Origin of the sequence: Natrarchaeobius oligotrophus (assembly GCF_003841465.1) — an archaeon.
Taxonomy (GTDB): Archaea; Halobacteriota; Halobacteria; order Halobacteriales; family Natrialbaceae; genus Natrarchaeobius; species Natrarchaeobius oligotrophus.
In genome coordinates this window covers 97,482-116,107 of record NZ_REFZ01000005.1, presented here as the reverse complement: position 1 = coordinate 116,107, position 18,626 = coordinate 97,482, and the positions used below count along the sequence as shown (strand labels likewise).

At 61.0% G+C, this 18,626-nt stretch carries 17 protein-coding genes; 6 read left to right on the top strand and 11 right to left on the bottom strand.

All coding sequences use genetic code 11. The features are described from left to right. The first annotated feature begins 3 nt into the window (after positions 1-3). From cobA to EA472_RS08920, 3 genes are all read left to right on the top strand, one after another. Positions 4-819: a uroporphyrinogen-III C-methyltransferase gene (cobA, locus tag EA472_RS08930; protein ID WP_124191166.1), complete on the top strand. Its 816-nt coding sequence runs from the start codon at positions 4-6 to the stop codon at positions 817-819. Beyond that, positions 812-1,585 carry a uroporphyrinogen-III synthase gene (locus EA472_RS08925; RefSeq protein ID WP_124191165.1) on the top strand — a complete coding sequence of 258 codons (774 nt, stop codon included), beginning with the start codon at positions 812-814 and terminating at the stop codon, positions 1,583-1,585. The genes cobA and EA472_RS08925 overlap by 8 nt, the downstream gene beginning before the upstream one ends. Positions 1,586-1,809: 224 nt before the next feature. Continuing rightward, positions 1,810-3,333, top strand: a complete 1,524-nt coding sequence (locus EA472_RS08920) for a DHH family phosphoesterase (protein ID WP_124191164.1) — start codon at positions 1,810-1,812, stop codon at positions 3,331-3,333. A 6-nt stretch (positions 3,334-3,339) separates the two neighbouring features. Here EA472_RS08920 and EA472_RS08915 read toward each other — a convergent pair whose 3' ends face one another. From EA472_RS08915 to EA472_RS08905, 3 genes are all read right to left on the bottom strand, one after another. Next, positions 3,340-4,092: a PHP-associated domain-containing protein gene (locus EA472_RS08915; RefSeq protein ID WP_124191163.1), complete on the bottom strand. Its 753-nt coding sequence runs from the start codon at positions 4,090-4,092 to the stop codon at positions 3,340-3,342. A gap of 407 nt (positions 4,093-4,499) precedes the next feature. Next, positions 4,500-4,754 (bottom strand): hypothetical protein, encoded by a 255-nt coding sequence (locus EA472_RS08910; protein ID WP_124191162.1) that lies wholly within the window; start codon positions 4,752-4,754, stop codon positions 4,500-4,502. Positions 4,755-4,937: 183 nt separating this feature from the next. Then, complete coding sequence (locus EA472_RS08905; RefSeq protein WP_124191161.1) at positions 4,938-5,327, bottom strand: hypothetical protein; 390 nt, start codon at positions 5,325-5,327, stop codon at positions 4,938-4,940. Between the two features lie 200 nt (positions 5,328-5,527). On the opposite strand from EA472_RS08905, the gene EA472_RS08900 reads away from it, so the two are divergent. Both EA472_RS08900 and EA472_RS08895 read left to right on the top strand, forming a co-directional pair. Next, entirely contained in the window at positions 5,528-5,857 is a 330-nt protein-coding gene (locus EA472_RS08900) for a DUF5783 family protein (RefSeq protein WP_124191160.1), read from the top strand. 56 nt (positions 5,858-5,913) lie between these two features. Next, complete coding sequence (locus tag EA472_RS08895) at positions 5,914-6,270, top strand: NifU family protein (RefSeq protein WP_124191159.1); 357 nt, start codon at positions 5,914-5,916, stop codon at positions 6,268-6,270. Positions 6,271-6,399: 129 nt separating this feature from the next. Here EA472_RS08895 and EA472_RS08890 read toward each other — a convergent pair whose 3' ends face one another. From EA472_RS08890 to EA472_RS08865, 6 genes are all read right to left on the bottom strand, one after another. Further along, complete coding sequence (locus EA472_RS08890; RefSeq protein ID WP_124191158.1) at positions 6,400-7,305, bottom strand: ketopantoate reductase family protein; 906 nt, start codon at positions 7,303-7,305, stop codon at positions 6,400-6,402. Positions 7,306-7,354: 49 nt separating this feature from the next. Further along, complete coding sequence (locus EA472_RS08885; protein ID WP_124191157.1) at positions 7,355-7,654, bottom strand: DUF7130 family rubredoxin-like protein; 300 nt, start codon at positions 7,652-7,654, stop codon at positions 7,355-7,357. Between the two features lie 280 nt (positions 7,655-7,934). Continuing rightward, entirely contained in the window at positions 7,935-9,407 is a 1,473-nt protein-coding gene (locus tag EA472_RS08880; protein WP_124191156.1) for a tripartite tricarboxylate transporter permease, read from the bottom strand. Continuing rightward, entirely contained in the window at positions 9,404-9,943 is a 540-nt protein-coding gene (locus tag EA472_RS08875) for a hypothetical protein (protein WP_124191155.1), read from the bottom strand. The genes EA472_RS08880 and EA472_RS08875 overlap by 4 nt, the downstream gene beginning before the upstream one ends. A 47-nt stretch (positions 9,944-9,990) precedes the next feature. Then, complete coding sequence (locus tag EA472_RS08870) at positions 9,991-11,013, bottom strand: Bug family tripartite tricarboxylate transporter substrate binding protein (protein ID WP_165874858.1); 1,023 nt, start codon at positions 11,011-11,013, stop codon at positions 9,991-9,993. A gap of 278 nt (positions 11,014-11,291) precedes the next feature. After that, positions 11,292-12,863 carry a sulfatase family protein gene (locus EA472_RS08865; RefSeq protein WP_124191153.1) on the bottom strand — a complete coding sequence of 524 codons (1,572 nt, stop codon included), beginning with the start codon at positions 12,861-12,863 and terminating at the stop codon, positions 11,292-11,294. Positions 12,864-13,647: 784 nt separating this feature from the next. On the opposite strand from EA472_RS08865, the gene EA472_RS08860 reads away from it, so the two are divergent. Then, positions 13,648-14,418, top strand: a complete 771-nt coding sequence (locus EA472_RS08860) for an IclR family transcriptional regulator (RefSeq protein WP_124191152.1) — start codon at positions 13,648-13,650, stop codon at positions 14,416-14,418. 33 nt (positions 14,419-14,451) lie between these two features. Here the strand turns inward: EA472_RS08860 and EA472_RS08855 are convergent, their stop codons facing one another. Next, entirely contained in the window at positions 14,452-18,114 is a 3,663-nt protein-coding gene (locus EA472_RS08855; RefSeq protein ID WP_124191151.1) for a DNA polymerase II large subunit, read from the bottom strand. A 1-nt stretch (position 18,115) separates the two neighbouring features. Then, positions 18,116-18,535: a PPC domain-containing DNA-binding protein gene (locus tag EA472_RS08850; protein ID WP_124191150.1), complete on the bottom strand. Its 420-nt coding sequence runs from the start codon at positions 18,533-18,535 to the stop codon at positions 18,116-18,118. Positions 18,536-18,626: the final 91 nt, after the last annotated feature.

Genomic DNA, 18,626 nt, shown 5'->3' with positions numbered 1-18,626 from the left:
GAGATGTCCGATACCGACGCGATCGATCGAGTCCGCGCCGAACCCGGAACCGTCTACCTCGTCGGCAGCGGTCCCGGCGATCCCGACCTGCTGACCGTCAAGGCGAACCGGTTGCTCGAGGCCGCGGACGTGGTGCTCCACGACAAGCTTCCCGGCCCCGAGATCATCGACGCGCTCCCCGAGGATCGACGCGAGGACGTCGGCAAGCGAGCCGGCGGCGAGCGAACGCCCCAGTCCGAGATCAACGAACGGCTCGTCGAGCTCGCCCGCGAGGGGAAGGCCGTCGTCCGTCTGAAAGGCGGCGACTCGTTCGTCTTCGGCCGCGGCGGAGAGGAAGCCGAGTATTTGGCGGCCCACGGGGTGCCGTTCGAGGTCGTCCCGGCCGTCACGTCCGCCGTCGCCGCGCCGGCCGTCGCGGGGATCCCCGTCACCCACAGGGATCACGCGTCGTCGGTCTCGTTCGTCACGGGTCACGAGGACCCCGACAAGGACGAATCGGCCGTCGACTGGGACGCCCTCGCCGCGACGGGCGGCACCATCGTCGTCCTGATGGGCGTCGGCCGCCTCCCCGACTACACGACGGCGCTGCTCGAGGCCGGGATGGCCCCGGAGACGCCGGTCGCGCTGATCGAGCGCGGAACCTGGCCCGGCCAGCAGGTCGCGACGGGTACCCTCGAAACGATCGTCGACGTCCGGGACGAGGACGGAATCTCCCCGCCGGCGGTGACGGTGATCGGGGACGTTGCTGGTACCCGCGAGTCGGTCGTCGAGTTCCTGCGAAACGAGCGCCCGTCGGAGGAGGGTGGTTCCGATGAGTGACCGAACCGAGTTGCCGAACGAGTCGGCCGCTCCGGACGCATCCGCGCCGACCGTCGCCGTCTTTCGCCCCGACGACGACCGCCTCCGCGATGCGGTGGCGCTGCTCGAGTCGCTCGGCGCGCAGGCGATCCCAGATCCGATGCTCGCGGTCGAGCCCACGGGCGAGCGCCCGCGAACGGACGCGGATTACGCGATCCTCACGAGCAAGACGGGCGCGGAACTCGTCTCGGATCAGCGCTGGGACCCGAACGGCGTGACGCTCTGTGCGATCGGACCCGCGACGACCGACGCACTCCGCGCGGAGGGGTACGCGGTCGATCTGGTACCCGAGGAGTTCACCTCGAGCGGCCTCGTCGCGACGCTCGCGGACGAGGTCGACGGCTCGCGGGTCGAGATCGCCCGCAGCGACCACGGAAGCGAACGGCTGCTCGACGGTCTCGAGGCCGCCGGCGCGTACCTCCACGAAACCGTCCTCTACCGGCTTGCCCGACCCGACGGGAGCGGCGAGTCGGCCGAACTGGCCGCCGTCGGCGACCTCGACGCGGCCTGTTTCACCTCCTCGCTGACCGTCGAACACTTCCTCGAGGCGGCCGCCGCTCGCGGCGTTTCCGACGACGCCGTCGACGGCCTCGAGCGCGCCACCGTCGGAGCCATCGGCTCGCCCACGGCGGAGACCCTGCGCGACCGCGGGATCGAGCCCGACCTCGTCGCGAGCGAAGCGACGTTCGAGGCGCTCGCGACCGAGACGCTCGAGGCGCTCCGGTGATCCCTCCGCGATTTACTCGTCGTGCCCTCGAGGAGGCGAAACGTGACGAGCGCCGCGAATTCCGGGCCGGCAGACGAATCCAGCTTCGCCGGCGACCGGGACGTTCGTACCGCGTGCTCCGTTCGCCGCCCCTCGACGGCACTGCTCGTTGACGGGCCGTTCCGACGCGCCTCGAGGACAGGAGGTTTATCCCGGATGCCGCCCCATCACCGACCGATGCTCCGATGACCGGGCCGGTTCCCGAACTGACGGATCGAGCGACCGCCTGTGCAGAACGGCTCCTCGAGGCCGATGGCGTCCTGCTCGCCTCGCACATCGACGCCGACGGACTGACGAGCGCGGCGATCGCCGCGCGAGCGCTCGAACGCGCGGGACTCCCGTTCGAGACCGTCTTCGAGAAACAGCTCGACGACGCCGCCATCGCCGCCATCGCGGCGACCGACTACGACACCGTCCTCTTTACGGACTTCGGCAGCGGCCAGCTCGACGTCATCCGTGAACACGAGGACGCCGGCGCGTTCACTCCCGTCATCGCGGACCACCACCAGCCGGCGACGATCGACGGACAGCGCTCGTCGTCCCGCGTCGACACCGAGTACCACCTCAACCCGCTCTTGTTCGGCATCGACGGCTCCTCGGAGCTGTCGGGTGCGGGCGCGAGCTACGTTCTCGCGCGAGCGCTGGCGACCGCCTCGGACGCCGATTCGGAGCCGCCGATCGCGACCGACGGCGGCGCTGAAACCGACGCGGCGGACGCCGACGCCCCATCCGGGACACGCGCCGACAACCGCGACCTCGCCGCGCTGGCCGTCGTCGGTGCGGTCGGCGACATGCAGGCCTCGGGCGGCGAACTCCACGGCGCGAACGCGAAGATCGTCGCGGAGGGCGTCGACGCCGGCGTCCTCGAGACCGGCACCGACCTCTCGCTGTACGGGAAACAGACGCGTCCGCTGCCGAAGCTCCTCGAGTACGCGACCGACGTCCACATTCCGGGCGTCTCGAACGACGAGGGCGGCGCGTTGCGGTTTCTCGACGGGCTGGACCTCGAGTTGAAACGCGACGGCGAGTGGCGTCGCTGGTCGGGGCTCACGGCCGACGAAAAGCAGACGGTCGCCAGCGCCCTCGTCAGGCGGGCCGTCTCGAAGGGCGTCCCGGCGTCGAAGATCGAACAGCTCGTCGGCACCGCCTACGTTCTGAGCGCCGAACCCGTCGGGACCGAACTCCGCGACGCGAGCGAGTTCTCGACGCTGCTCAACGCGACCGCCCGGTACGAACGCGCCGACGTCGGTCTGGCGGTCTGTCTCGGGGATCGCGACGGCGCGCTCGAGCGCGCTCGGACCCTGTTGCGCGACCATCGCAGAAACCTCTCGTCGGGAATCGACCTCGTCACCCGGGAAGGCGTCACCGTCGAGGAGCACGTCCAGTGGTTCCACGCGGGCGATCGCATCCGCGAGACGATCGTCGGCATCGTCGCCGGCATGGCGCTCGGCAACGACGGGATCAGCAGATCGAAGCCGATCGTCGCGTTCGCGGACAAAGACGACGACGAGGTCAAAGTTTCGGCGAGAGGAACGCACGCCCTCGTTCGCCGCGGCCTCGATCTGTCGGCCGTGCTCGGCGAGGCCGCTCGAGCGGTCGGCGGCGACGGTGGCGGACACGACGTCGCGGCGGGTGCGACGGTTCCGGCTGGAGCGGAAGCGGCGTTCGTCGAGCGCGTAGACGAACTCGTGGGCGAGCAGCTATCCTGAGCGTCGTCAGGACCGATCCATCGAGGCCGGTACCGTCGGGACCAGCGGCGCGCGGGAGGTGAGGAGGTACGTCGACTTTCTGACCGCGCCTTTGGCGTACTGGACGGTGCTCTTGTGAACCGGCGTGCGCTTGCCGCGAATCTGGGTGCGCCCCTCGAGGATCGCGTCGACGAGTTCGTCGCCGTCGATGTCCGCCTTGGTCGGGTTCTCGCCGTCGGGACGCACCAGAATCTCGGTGTAGGCTTTGCCGACGTTCGGCAGGTAGTGTGCGTCGCTCGCGCCGATCTCGGGATAGCCGCGCCGGCGGGCGAACGTTCGCGCCCGCCGGTTTCGATAGCCGGTAAAGAGCATGGAGTTGTAGGTTTCGATCGCGTCGACGTTCGAGATGTGGCGTTTTCGGACGCCGTGGCGGCTGCGCTGGAACGGGTGCGGGACGACCGCGATCCCGCCGAGATCGCGGACGGTCTCGACCGTATCCGCGAACGGTCGGCCCGGGTCGGGCCGCTTTTCGACACCGATCGCGAGCAGGTGACCGTGTCGCGTCGAAACCTCGACGCCGGGGATGCCGATCAGTCCGTACTCGGGGGCGATCTCTGCGGCCCGCAGCGACTCGTCGATTTCGTCGTGGTCGGTGATGACCACCCCGTCGAGGCCGATGTCCGCAGCGTGCTCGAGAATGAGTTCGATCGGCTCGTGGCCGTCGTAGGATTCGTCCGAGTGAACGTGAAAATCGATAGCGAAAGGGATGTGGGTCGTCATAGGTTCCCAGCGGGTAGTATCCACAATAGCTCGTTGATCGGCATAAACACTGTGCTGCAGAGCGCGGCGCTCGAGCGCACCAGTTCAATATCGCATTATTCGATTTATCGTCGCCTCGTCCGCCGACTGTCGATCCACGTGGAACCCGCCCCTGCCGCGTCGTACGGCGTCGCCGTACGCGCACGTACGCTCATAGGAAGTCTCGGAGAAGTCCACTATGGCTTATCGGGGGGTCCATAACTCTCCGGTGACGAACCGAGACGCGGTGTCGGAGGACGACTTCGAAACCGTCGGTTGGCTACGATACTCCCTACGATCGCAGCCGCGTTTCGGTCGATCACTCGTTCAGTTCGTCGCAAGGTCCGATCGCAGGCCGTCGGTGGCTCCGTCACTCGAGCGACGGCGCGTCACTCGCTACTGAGGTCGGCGTCGACGCGAATCTCCGAGTCGGTGATCGTGGCGACGTTCTCGCTCGGAATCTCGAGGTCGTCGTCGCCGGCGTCGCCGCGGCCGAGACTCTGAAGCCACGCGTTCGTCAGGCTCGGTTCGGGATCGACGTAGGCGACCTGTTCGATGGGGTCGACTTCGGTGACGATTCCGATCTGTTCGCCCCTGACGTCCATCAGGAACTTTCCTTCGTCTTCGGTGGAGAGGACCGACATCGTTCGAACGACGCTCTTACGCGAAATATGCGTTTTGCTTTATCAACAACTCGAATTAGTTGAACGACTGTCTATGAGAAACGCTCTCGAGACGATCGGTTTCCGTCTGTTTGGCCGGCTGACGCGCGTTCCGGAGCTGGAGGCTTTCACCTCACTCCATGTATCGTATACTGCTATACCGTTTTACTTCGAATCGGACACGGCGTCCGGAACGAGACTCGAGAGCGAGACGCGCTCGAGGACCTGTCCCACTTCGACCGGATCGTCCGTCCGCTCGACCACGTCGTGAACGCAGTGCATGCACTCGAGCACTCCTTCTTTTGCGGCCTGTCGGGTCGTCACGCGTCCGATCGCCTGGGATATCGCCCGTTCGCCGAGCGAGTACCGGTATCGCAGCTCCCAGCAGCGAGCGAGGCCCAGTCCGGGATGCGGCCGATCGGGGGAGGTCGCGTCGGCGACGAGTTCGATCGGGGGTCGGCTGTGGCGATAGGCGAACCGATCGTCACAGCGTTCCACGAGCCCCCACCCCGGCGGCAGGCGCTCCTGGGGAATGGGGTTGTGATCGATGGGCATGTCGTGTACGTCGCCACAGGATGGTGTCGCCGTTCCGCTTGCATGCGCACCCTCCGTATGTCAGGCCCCGTTTCGTATCAACCGTACGTAGTTCCTCCCGGCCGTCCGTTCACCGACGCCGAGCGACGTCGTCCCGTGGTGCGGTTTTACGGTCGGGCTCGATCGTCCGACTTTTGTCCTCGCTGGTCGTGTTCTCGGCTATGACGGAGTTCGATCCCGAGAAATTCGAGGACAAGTACGCGAACTACTTCCCCGAACTGCAACAGGCGTACAAAAACGCGTTCAACCGAATGAACGACCGATACGACTCGGAACTCGTCCACGCGATCGACCAGCAGGTGCTGAACGAGAGCGAACCGTTCTACGAGGACTCGAGCGACCACGACCGCGCGTTCCGCGTCGAACTCCCCGAGAACCCGTACGATCGTCTCGACGGAGTGCTCGTCGAGGAGGAGCGATTCGAGTCGGTACTCGAGACGTACGTCGGGGAGATCGAGACGGAACTCGAGCGCGTCTTCGGATTCGCCTGAGTCGGGCGAACGCGGAGGACGGAAGGTTTAGGGGCTCGGCCGTCCAAGGGTCGTTCATGAGCACCGAAACCCAGAACGACGGGGACGATCTCGAGGAACGCGTCACGAACTTCCTCCGTCGAAACTTCCCGCAGATCCAGATGCACGGCGGCAGTGCGGCGATCCAGGAACTCGATCGCGAGACCGGCGAGGTCACCATCGCACTCGGCGGTGCCTGCAGCGGCTGTGGCATCTCGCCGATGACGATCCAGGCGATCAAGAGCCGAATGGTCAAAGAGATTCCCGAGATCGAGCAGGTCAACGCACACACCGGCATGGACGGCGGCGGCGACATGGGCGGAATGAGCCCGTCGTTCCCCGGCGAAACCGTCGACGATGGCGAAGCCGACGAAGGACCGGAAGCGCCGTTCTAGCACCCGTCGATCGATTCGGACGTCGATTTTCGAGCGTTCTTCGACACCCGACGACCGATAGGCCTCAGTCTACCCCCGACGACCGATGGGCCTCCGTCTACCAATCGTCGGCGTCACGGTATCCGTTCGCTATCGCAGTCCTCGAGCCCGTTCCCACGACCGGACGAGCGCCGTGAGCGTCCGATTCGCCGGGACCTCGAGCCCCCGCTCGTCCGCCCGGTCGACCACGTAGCCGTTGATGGCGTCGATCTCGGTCCGTCGTTCGGCGCGGACGTCCTGGCGCATCGACGACGCGTTCGCTGCGGTGTCGGTCGCGACCGCTTCCATCGCCGCGACGGCGTCCCGATCCGAGAGGTCGACTCCGCAGGCGCGTGCGACCCGTGCCGTCTCTCGAGCGGTCACGCGTGCCACTTCGATCGCCGCTCGCTCGAGGACGGCCCCGTTGTCGACGTCCGCCAGCGCGGTTATCGGGTTGATCCCGGCGTTGACGGCGAGCTTTTCCCACAGTCGCCGGGGCATATCGTCGGCGACGGCCGTCTCGAGGCCGGCGGCGGCGAACGTCCGCCCGACCCGGTCCGCAAGGTGCGACGAGCCGCCGCCTCGAGCGCCGACGACGACCTCGCCGAGGCCGGTGCACTCGACGACGCCGGGTTCCCGACGGATCGCGCCGTAGCTCGCCGTTCCGGCCAGTACCGGCGCGTCGAGAGCGCCGGCCAGCGTCTCCTCGTTTCCCATCCCGTTCTGGAGCGAGAGGACGGCGTCGAACGACCCCGTCGCGAGCGCCTCGGCCGCCGCGGCGGTGTCGGCCGTTTTCACGGTTACGATCGCCACGTCGGCCGCGAGCTCTCGACCGTCGGTCGTCGCCGTCGGATCGACGCGCGCCTCGAGTTCGCCCTCGACCCGCAGGCCGGACTCGCGAACTGCGTCGGCGTGATCTCGCCTGGCGACGAGAGTGACGTCGTGTGCGCGCTCGCGCGCCAGCAGCCCGCCGACGAGGCTCCCGAGGCTGCCGGCACCGAAGACGACGATCTCCATTCGACCCGTCAGTGGTCCCGAGTCGATAAAAAACGATCCCCTCGAGCGGTCAGTCCTCCGTCCAGTAGTACAGATCCTCCCGACCGGTCCCGCAGTCCGGACAGGCCTCGGGGAATTCGTGGTCGAGTTCGCCCATCTCGCCGCACTCGAGACACCGCCACATCAGGTGGGCCTCGCCGAACTCGTGTCCCGAGCGGACGTGCTCGATGCTCATCCCCTCGAAGCCGTCCCGGAACGTGACGTAGAAGCCGTCCTCGTCGAACCCGCGGATGCGACCGATCGGCGTTCCGTCCTCGGTGTATACCGTCGTACCGAACCCGAGCCGTGGGAGTTCCTCTCTCGTAGCCATGCTCGTCGGTACGACTCGAGTCTCAATAAAGGAATTCAGCCGCTAGACGATCTGAAAGTCCACTTTCCGAGACCGTTCGAATAACCCAAGTGCCTCCTCGAATTCGCACGCGCCCGTCCGGCGCTGCGTCGGTCCACGCCCCGAACGAGAATCAGCTTCGTTTGCTCGACGATCTATTTTACGACATCGTGTGATGGCCAATTCATTCGTCACGCTTCTCGACATCTTCCAACGGTTGATGTGGTTACGGAAATTCAAGGAGAAAACCCCGATCGAGCCGTTACCGGTAGTGTCTGATCACGGGCTCGAGCAGGATGAGCACGATTGCAAGGATCAGTACGATCGAGAGCGGACTGGTGAAGAAAATTTCCACGGAACCGTCCGAGAGACGGAGCGAGCGGTCTAGATTCTCCTCCGCGATGCCTCCGAGAATTGCTCCCAGGATGAAGGCGACGATCGAATAGTTGTACTTCACCATGTAGTAGCCGAGATAACCGAAGATGAGGATGGTAAACACGTCGATCCAGTTGTTTCGAAGTGTGTACCCGCCGAGAACGGATAATATGATAATGATCGTGATGATGTAGTCAGTGTCCACTCTCGTTATCACGTTCATTCTAGTGATCAGGAGAATTCCTACGATCAGAATAACCACGTTTCCAATCAGTACTGCCAAGAATACTGAATATACGACGTGTATATCTGTCGTAAACAGAGAGGGACCTGGTCGGACGCCGTGCATGATGAGTCCTCCGAGTAACACGGCGGTAGCTGCACTCCCGGGAACGCCGAACGAAAGCGTTGGTATCAGAGAGCCGCCGACAGTCGCGTTGTTCGATGATTCGGACGAGAGCACGCCGATGACATTTCCGCTCCCGAATGAATCGGGGTCGTTCGAACTTCGGACCGCTTCCGAGTACGCGACGAAGTTTGAGATCGCGGCGCCCGCGCCTGGGATCGATCCGATCATCATACCGATGTAACTCGACTTGAGGAACGTAGTGATGTTTCCGCCTACCGTTTTGAATCCACTGAGCCGCTCCCCGCTGAGTTCGACCTCTTTCTTCGCGATACCTCCTTCTTCTGATGATAGCTTAATCATCTCAGAAATTGCGAACACTCCGATGATGATCGCAATGAATTCCAGACCGTCGTAGAGTAACAGCGTTCCGAACGTGTACCGCTGTACCGGCGATATCGTACTCGTTCCAATTGTCGTTAGCGCGAGTCCGAACACCCCTGCGGTAACTCCTTTCACCATGGATCCTCTAGAAACAATAGTGATCATTGAAATCCCAAGAATGGTTATCAAAAAATACTCAGGTGAGCCAAAAAGCAATACAAATGAAACGATGAACGGTGAGATGAGTATCAGTGTTATCGCGATGAGAGCGCCGGACAACGAAGAGGATATCGCGGAGATAGATAACGCTGTAAATGCCTTTCCTTGCCTCGTCATCGGATATCCGTCGAACGTGGTTGCTGCCGATGCGGCCGTTCCCGGCACGTTGAACAGAATTGCGGAAATCGATCCACCGTACACACCACCGCTGTAGACGCTTACCAGGAATACTAGCGCCGAAATTCCGTCCAGAAAGAGGGTCAACGGCAACAGCAACGCCATACCCAGGGCGGGACCGATTCCGGGAAGCGATCCGATCACTATTCCGATCAGTATGCCTAATGCGACCAGAAGCAGTGCCTCCGCTGAGAGTAGTATTCCGACCGCTTCGGAAAACGCAGCCATGCTCATGGCAGTAATACCCCGTTCATCAGGTCTGCTTCCAAGAAAACAATGAATATAGAAGATATGATATATCCGATAATCCCGAATGATGCCACGATGTACAGTGGCTTTCCGGTGATATACAGGTACACCATTGCAAATAACGGCGTCGTGTAGTGCATACCAATCAAATATGATGCTATAACATATAACAAACAGATTGATGCAGTGAACAATCCTTTATTGACGGATAGTGAACGAAAATAAATCCTTTCGATAGCGTTGTCGGCACTCTCACGATGGCTTTCTAGCCCCTCTAGATCTTCGTCTACGACGTCTAATTTTTCGTCGATCGACGTTCGATCTTGCCCTTCGTCTTCCACCAGTATCTTGAGTGGTTTCGGCAGGAATTCTCTGCAGAGAAGTAGTGTGGATCCGACCATTATCACTGCGGACACAAATCGTGGGAAGATTGCGACATCTCTCGGAAAAGTATACGATTCGACAAACATATACAATCCAACGATAAAGAAGAATAATGATAACAGTTTGTCACCGGTCACACGTTCAAAAAGATTGTCAATCCGTATCATGGTTCGATAGGTAACGATTACTCCTCGAGAAGATCCATATCGATAACTTCGGGTATCTCAGTTAGTGAATCGTCCACCATTTCGGCCGTTTCAGCCGGCCCTCGTAAATCGACATTGAACTGTGTTTCTTGCTCCCACTCGCTTACCTCGTCCGACTCTGCAGCCTCTTCCATGGCGTCCATGATCGTATCCACGGCCTCGGATGAGGTACCGGGTGGCGCGAATAACGCGGTCGTATTTCCTCCCAAAAGGTCGAGGACGCCCTCCTCTTCTGTGTACCCTTCGTCGATCAAGGACGGCACGTCGGGATAAACGGGTGATCCACCCTCCATGAATGTACAAATGATGTCCGCTTGACCGTCTTCCACCGTCTCTAACGACGGGACGTCGCCAGCGAGTGCGACGGGCACTTCACCCGAGACGACGTTTTGTATCGCCTCGCCGCCGCTGCTGTACGGGATGTACTCCGCCCAAGGAACGATTCCCTCTTCCTGGAGAAACAACGCAAGTGCATGTATCTCCCCTCCCGTCGATACCCCTCCGATGTTGGTGAATTCACCGGATTCGTACCGCTCTGTGAGGTCGTCTATTCCGTCGATGTCTTCGTCGGGATTCGAGAGTATCACGAACTGCCAACCCCCGATTGTCGAGATGTATTCTAGATCGGTGAGTTCCCACTCTTGCGAATCGCCCAGATAGGCGACGGGCGTTCCCGGGATATTCATCGAACCGAGGGTGTACCCGTCGTTATCGGATTGTGCGACCTGACCGACACCCAGTAACGAGCTGGCGCCTGGTTGATTGTTGACTTCGATCGATTCACCGAGGATCTCCGGAAGCGTATTCGCCATAATACGGCTGTAGGCGTCGGTCGCGCCTCCTTGGTCGTATGGGACGATCATTTCCAGTGTTCCGCTCGGATACTCGCCACTTGCATCGTCGACCAGGCAGCCGCTTATCCCGATCGTTGAAACGCCGGCTGCACCGATTTTCATCGCACCTCTCCTCGTCACAGCTACACTCTGACCTTCCGAATGCATACCAAGGACGTTGGAGTATGTCATTATAAAATTACCGCTTTGGGATGGTCTAACTCCGGTTAAAATAACTCGTTCTGAGGGCTGCGGGATCCGAGTACTGTTCTGGTGGGTCGGTCACTCGCTGTAATCGCCCGTTCTCTTCTGTTTTCGGTCTCGATCGACCGTTGAAAGGATGTTGCGCTCGACTCGCAAACAGAGATATTGGTTGACTATCCACCGAAAGTGCTCGGCGGTAGCGAGAGACTCCGTTCAGTCCGTGTATTGGCATACTCTTCACCTCACCAGTCCAATCCGTCACCGTTCGCAAAGGAGCCACTGTCGACCTCGTATGGATAGTCGTCGTAGACCTCGTTCGGATCTTCGGCAAGCACGTGGGGATGATACAGTGGTGTATCCGCGTCTACGATCCGTCCACTGTCGAGATGATAGGCGTTTCCGGTTCCTTCGGGACATCCGAGCTTGTGTTCTCCGATGAGATTATCCGCTTTCTGTCGGCTCGAGACGGCGGCCTCGAAGTCGAGGCTTTCTTCGATCGCGGCCGAGAGTTGGTCCCGGATCGATGCCCGCTTTCCACCGGCGTCATCGAGGATGTTCGTTCGTTCGTGTGGATCGTTCTCGAGATCGAAGAAGAAGTCCGAGAGCGTACGGAATTTGACGTACTTGTACCTTCCATCGCGTATCATACGATATTCCATATCGTCGTTACTTAGCGGCGTTAAGTAGTCCACATATACTGGTTCACGGTCGGGTTCCTCACCGCTTCGAATAGACTCGCTCAGATCGTGTCCGTCGAGACCGTTCGGTCGAGCAACGTTTGTGAGACCGCAGAGAGTCGGATAGAGATCGATCAGGCTGACGGGCGTCGAAACCTGTTTTGCCGGTAAGCCATTTGATCGGTGTTCGGGTAGTTGGATCGACAGTGGAACCCGGGTCGACTCGTCGTGCCAGATATGCTTGTCCCAGCTGCTGTACTCTCCAATCATATCGCCGTGATCGCTCGTGTAGACGACGATCGTGTTTTCCAGTAGTCCGTCGTTCTCGAGGGTTGTCAGTAGATCCTTTATCACTTCGTCGACGAAATCGACGCACGCGAAATACGATGCTCGTGCTTCCATCGACTCGTCAAACGTCATCTCTGCGGTTCCGTACCGGTTGCGAAGGTAGTTCGTCAACGGATGATCCGAAGCGTCACCGTCGACAGCGTCCGGCCGGGGAACGGTCTCGGCGTCGTATCGGTCGATGAATCGTTTCGGTGCCCGTCGGGGCCAGTGTGGACGACAAAAGGACGCGCATAGAAACCACGGACGGTCCGGATCACTGGCGCGGTGTTCGCGAAGAAAAGCGATTGATTCCTCGTTTACCCGCCGTTCTTGGGTCATACTTTCCGGAATTTCCGATACGCCGACGTCGTTCACGTATGACGTCAGATTCACGTTGTTCGGTCCAGGGGGTTCGTGCTGATGGCCGGCCTTTCCCGTGAGATCTCCATACGGTCGGTGATCGAAACCCGCGTACTGCCGATTCCCACCAAGGTGCATTTTCCCGACCAGACAGGTTTCGTAACCGTCATCGGAGAACGTCTCTGGGATCGTCTCGAGGGCGGGTGGAAGTACGTACGAGTGTCCCCAGGCACTTGCCCTGGGTGCGTGACGTCCGGTCAAAAGGCAGTAGCGTGCTGGCACACAGAGCGGTGAGGGGGTGTACGCCTCGCTGTAGTAAACGCCGTTGGTTGCGAGACTGTCGATCGCTGGTGTCCGAACTGGATGCCCGTCTTCTTTTCGATGACTCACGCATCGATAATTGTGCTGATCACTCAATAAGAAGAGGACGTTTGGCTTGTCGTCTGACATCGGCTAATAGTTACTCTCATCCCCAATAAGCGTACTGTCTGTCGCAAACAACAGCTGGAACTCACCCGTCGGAAGTCAGCGTTCACAACCGAGATCTTTGGAAAACGACCGTTCCATTCACAGCTGCATTCGAATGCCAAGAATGTAGCCTATAACTCCTTTTCAAAACCTACTTGAAAACCTTTCGTGGCCACCAGTACGTGTTCGGTGGGTTTCACGATGGGAAACGATAACGCTCTCTCCTCCTCTCGAACGACCCTCTACACATTACAGTCGTACGGCCGTAATAACAGTGGGTGCTACCTCCAGACCTCGCTCTTTCTCGATCCCCAATTACGAGTCATCATACTATATATATGATACAATCTAACAACCATCAAAATTATTATTTTTAGATAGGCGTGTTGACATCCTGTGTAGTATCTAATATACTGGCAGATTATAATACAAGAATTGGATATAGTGGCTATAATTTCTCTTATAGGGTCTATTTATGAAATAATTGGAAATATTTCACCGGTACGATTGTATGTGTGCTATTTCCCCTTCTGAATTTGGAATTAATACTTTCCAGCCCAAATAAGGCCATATATCAGCTATTTTCCCTGACTCAAGTTTCTATCCTAATCATATTGGACTACTATCTATTATATAAAAGCATGTATGTGAAATTGGTATTTATAGTCCCTCAACTAGAACGCATCTCTATCATTTCGAATGTGTAGCGATAATTGGCGTTTCACAATGGGAAACTATATGGCTCGCTCGAGTACATTGAGACATCATGGGTGCGGATAGCACGAATCAAAAAACGATTAAATCCACGCAACTAACGTTCAGTATCATCGAAGCCCTCCAGGAGATGGAACGGGCACGGTTTTCGGAAATTGCAGAGAGAGTAGACACACCGAGTAGCACCGTTGCTCACCATCTGACGACGTTACGACGGATGGGATACGTGGTGAAAGCCGGAAACGAGTACCAGTTAGGGATGAAGTTTCTGAACGTAAGCGAGAGCATCAAACAGAGTAAAGAATGGTACTCGATGGTTGGAAGCAAAATCGACGAGCTCGCCGAAAAAACGGGTGAGAGAGTACAGTTCGTCGTTGAAGAGCACGGTGAACTGATTTACGTATACGATTCCCGTGGCGATCAAGCGATCGAAGTCGGTCCCTCTCGAGGCGAATCCGTTCCCATGCACGCTACCTCGATCGGGAAAGCAATCTTGGCGTCACTTCCACCGGAGCGAACGTCCGAACTCATCAACAACGCTACATTCGAACAGTTTACGAGCAATACGATTTGTACCGAAGAGGAACTACTCGAGGAGCTCGAGATAGTTCGAGAACGCGGATACGCGTTCAATACGGAGGAGTATTTCACCGGAATCAAGTCAGTGGGGGTTTCGATAACCAAACCGCGTGGCGAGACGATCGGTGCGTTAAGTGTATCTGGCCCGACACAGCGGATGCAAGGAGAACGATACGAAAAGAAGCTCCCTGAGTTGCTACTGGGCGCGAGTAACGAGATCGAAGTGAATATTTCCTATTCCTGACGGGAGTAACGCGGATCTATCGAACCTGTTTTTTCACATGAAGTCCTCGATGCCCGACTGCTTGTTCTTGTCGTTTTCGAAGACGCTCTCGAGCGCTCGTTCGAGAACCTCGAGTCGCTGTTTGGTGTAGTTCCGGCAGTCGTACTCGTCGGCGACCTGGATCGCGGTCTGCATGTACTTGTTCACCGATCCCTGGTGGACGGTGAGGTTGACCCGGCCGCCACACTCCCGGCAGTCGCCGGTCAGGGGCATCCGCCGGAACTTCTCGCCGCAGTCGAGACAGCGCGTCTCCTGTCGCGAGAAGGCCCGCAGGTTGCCGATCAGGTCCGGCAGGAAGTGGTACTCGATCACCCGCTCGGCGACGTCGGTCTCGTCGACCGCCTCGAGCTTGCGCGAGAGCTCGAGCTGAGCGTCCATCTTGTCCATCATCGAGCCGAGCGTCTTGTACGCAGAGAGGTCGGGTCCCATCGCGATGTCGGTCGTGTCGTGGGTGTGCTCGAAGCCGGTGTACTCGCCGTCGGTGCCGAGGGTGTCCTCGCCGATCTGGACGTCGACGTCCTCGGGGTCGGCCTGCTCTAAGGTCGCGAGGTAGAACTCCCGCGGATACTCGGAGACGATGTCCATGTTGTGGGCCTCGTCGTCGATTTCGGAGGGGTCGATGCGGGAGGACATGACCAGGGGTGCGTCCATTTTTCCCCCTCTTTGATTTGGCAAGAAGCTGGTACTAAAGTTCAGTAAACCGTCCATTAGGAGCATGACGCAATCCTCATCACCGTCACAATTGCGGCGTTTTGCGGCGTGAAAGTACGGATGAGCATATCCAACCGCTGCGCTCGTGAAACCAATAACTCTTCCGACAGTTGCTGCACTCGTGTGCGGCGCCATCCCGAAGACGAGTTCGCCGACGAGCTCCTGTCGGTCGTCGATCTCGTAGAACGGTTCGAGGCCGTAGTACTGCTCGAGCAGGTCGTCGATGAAGTCCGCGGTCTGCATCATGTGCTCGGCCGCGCCGTCCGAGAGGACGAGGTCCTGGACTTTGAGTTCGACCAGCTGGTCTTCGTGGGTCAGCGCCTCGCCGTGGACGTCCTCCTCGTAGCCGAGCGCCTGCAGTTGGCCGACGTCGACGTCGAGTTCGCTCGCTCGCACGGACGTGACGGGCAGGTCAGTCATGTCGTAGCGGACGGTACCGTCTTTGAACGCGCTCACGTCGTGTTTCGCACGGAGCACCCCCTTCTCGATGGGCTCGGGGATCTTGTTCGTCGAGGTCAGCCCCTTGACGCCCTTGAGGATCTCGAAGGCGTTCTCGCGCTCGCCAACCGACTCGAGGGCGTTTCGGTACTCCCCGTGGACGTCGACCTCGCGGATCTCGACGCAGGTGGCGTCGATCTCACAGCGTCCGCACTCGACGCGGCCGGCCTCGTCCGGTTCGACGGCCTGATCGCAGTCGGGACAGCGGTAGTCGGGAGTCGTCCGCTCGCCGCAGTCGGGACAGCGGTTCTTGAACGTCTCCGTCCCACAGCTCTCACAGCGCTGTCGGCCGATCTGTAGTTCGACGACGCCCGGCGTATCGGACATCGTTTCGGCGTGTTTCGCGGCGTCGGCCACGTTCCGCTGTGCGCCGCCGGCCTCGCCGATCGGAAACAGCGTGTGGACCGGCGGACTCAGGTCCCTGCGCTCGGACTTCTCCGGTCGGCCCATCCGGTTTCCGATCCGCGTCGGCGCTCGCTCGCGGACCGTAAACGGGGCGACTTCGTTGACCGCCTCGATCGCGTTCGCGCCGTCGGGTTCGCTCTCGTGGCTCCAGGTTCGGGCGCGCTCCGTGAGGTCGTCGTCGGACCACGTTCGCTCGAGTTCGATCCCGACCGATCGGTCGGACGGCGCGTCGCCGTCCGCCGGCGGTTCGTCGCCGATCCCGCGCGAGTCGGCGGCCCCGTCGGTCGCGGTCCGTCGGGTCTCGCAGCCGACCGTCCGAGCCAGCGGCTTCCAGTCGTCGATCTCGAGGCGGCCGTCGCGTTCGCGCTGGCGGTGTTCGATCACGATCGTCTCGAGGGCGTCCCGGACCGTCTCGTCGTACTCGAGCACGAGGACGCCGCTTTCGTCGCCGAGTTCGACGTGTCCGTCGGCGACCGCCCGCGAGAGCGTCCGGAAGTCCGCGACCGAGAGGTCGTGCCAGAGGTAGGTGTACTCGGGGTGAAGCGGCGCGTCGTACTCGATCGCCCACTCGATCGCCTCCTCCGGGTCGGGACGGTCGAGGTCGACCCGCGGGTCGTCCTGCAGCGCCTGGACGTCCGCGCCGGCGGCCTCGAGGTCTTTGATCCACCACTCGGGCGCGTAGGCGGCGGGCGCGAGGGGGTGGTTGTTCTCGACGAACTCCCCGTAGTTGACGAGGTACTCGCCCAGATCGAGGATCTTCTCGACGCCGTTTCTGATCTCGAGGGCGACCTCGGGGTCGTCGATCCGCCGGACGTCGCCGTTCGCGAGTTTGACGGTCGGTCCGTCGATCGAGTCGACGGGCACGACGCCGGCGGCCTTGCCCGGCCGCTCGGTCTTGATCTGCGTGCCGGTCGCCAGGAAGTCGTCGACGAGGTGCATCGCGGCGGGGTGGACGCCGGCGGTGGCGAAGCCGTGATTTCGCGCCCGCCCGTACCGCAGGCGAAAGCCCCCTTTCGCACAGGGATGTGAGAAGACCGGCCGGCCGGCGATCAGGTCCCGGAGGAACTTCTTCGATTCGTCGACTCGCGGCGGCCCCGTCGACTCCTGGGCCGCGTCGTCGCCGTCGTCCGCGCCCTCGTCGGATTCGTCTTCGACGTCCTCTTCTGCGCTTTCGTCGTCGCTTTCGTCGTCACTGCCGTCGCCGTCGTAGTCGCCGTCGATCAGGTCCTGGAGCCACGGCCAGTCGACCTCGTCGAGGTTTCGGGTGTAGCGCTGGATCTTCGGCGCTTTCAGCGCGATCCCCTCCGCGAGGACGAGACACATGCCGCCGCGGGCGCTGTTGGTGTCGACCCGCTCTAGGTCCCGAAAGCCCGAGACCTCCTCGTCGCCGGTCGCCTCGCCGTCGAGCATGATCGGGAGGTTCTTCGCGATGAACTTGGCCTCCTTGGCTTTCGGAGTGTACTGGAGGCCCGTCTCCTTGTCGTAGAGGGCGATCTCTTCGGCGTAGCGTTCGACCTCCTCCGTTCTGGCGTCGTACTGATCGATGCCGACGAGCGCGCGCGTGTAATCAGCGACCAGCACCGAAAGCGCCTGTGCCGTCCCGCCCGCCGACCGGATCGGCCCGGCGTAGTAGACGTTGACGAACTCGCTGCCGTCGTCGTTCGTCAGGATCTCGACCCGGTCGATTCCCTCGATCGGCGCGGCGACGACCCCCTCGGTCAGCAAGGCGACGGCGGTTCTGACCGCTCCTTCGACCTTGCCGGCTTTCGTCTCGTACTCGCCGACGCGTCCCTCCGCGAAGTCCGCGGCGAGTTCGAGCGCCGCCTCCTCCCTGCTCATCTCCCCCTCGAGTTCGCGGACCCGCTCTGCGACGCCGTCGATGCCGAGGATGTTCTCGACCCGGTCGGCCATGTCCTTGGCGACCGGAATCTCGACTTCGGGTTCGGGGTCCGCCCCGCGTTCTTTGGCCCGCTCCGCGACGTCGAACGCCGTCTCGAGTTGCGATTCGAGCCGTTCGAAGTACCGTTCGTCTTCCGCGCGCATCTCAGAGCCAGAGGTCGAGTTCGGTCGTCTCGTCGTACGCTCGCTCGAGGCCGTCTTCGAAGACGCGCATGTAGACCTCGCCGGCCCAGACGGTCGCCTCGTTCAGGTGGCCGGCGTAGGCGGTGCCGTCGGGACCCGAGAGCACCGCGTGCGTGTGTGCGAACCGTTCGTTTTCCAGCCACGAGACGTTTCCGACGCAACTGGCGACCTCGAGCGGTTCGTCGAACGCGATCGGCTCGTACTCGCAGGTCGTCTGATCGTAAAACCAGAGCTCCGCGTCCTGCACCGCGCCGAGGGCCGTAAACCAGGCCGCGTCGGCCTCGACCTCGTCCGCGAGCGCCTCGATCTCGCCCCGCCAATCGGCACCCGTCTCGAGGCGGGCGACGTACTCGCCCGCGGTTTCGACGGCTCGATAGTTCATACGCAGCAACTGTATCCGCGGGGTGAAAAAGGTCACCGGTCGCCGGCACCGGTGTCGCGTTCAGGATCGAACGCGACGATCCGACTGCCCG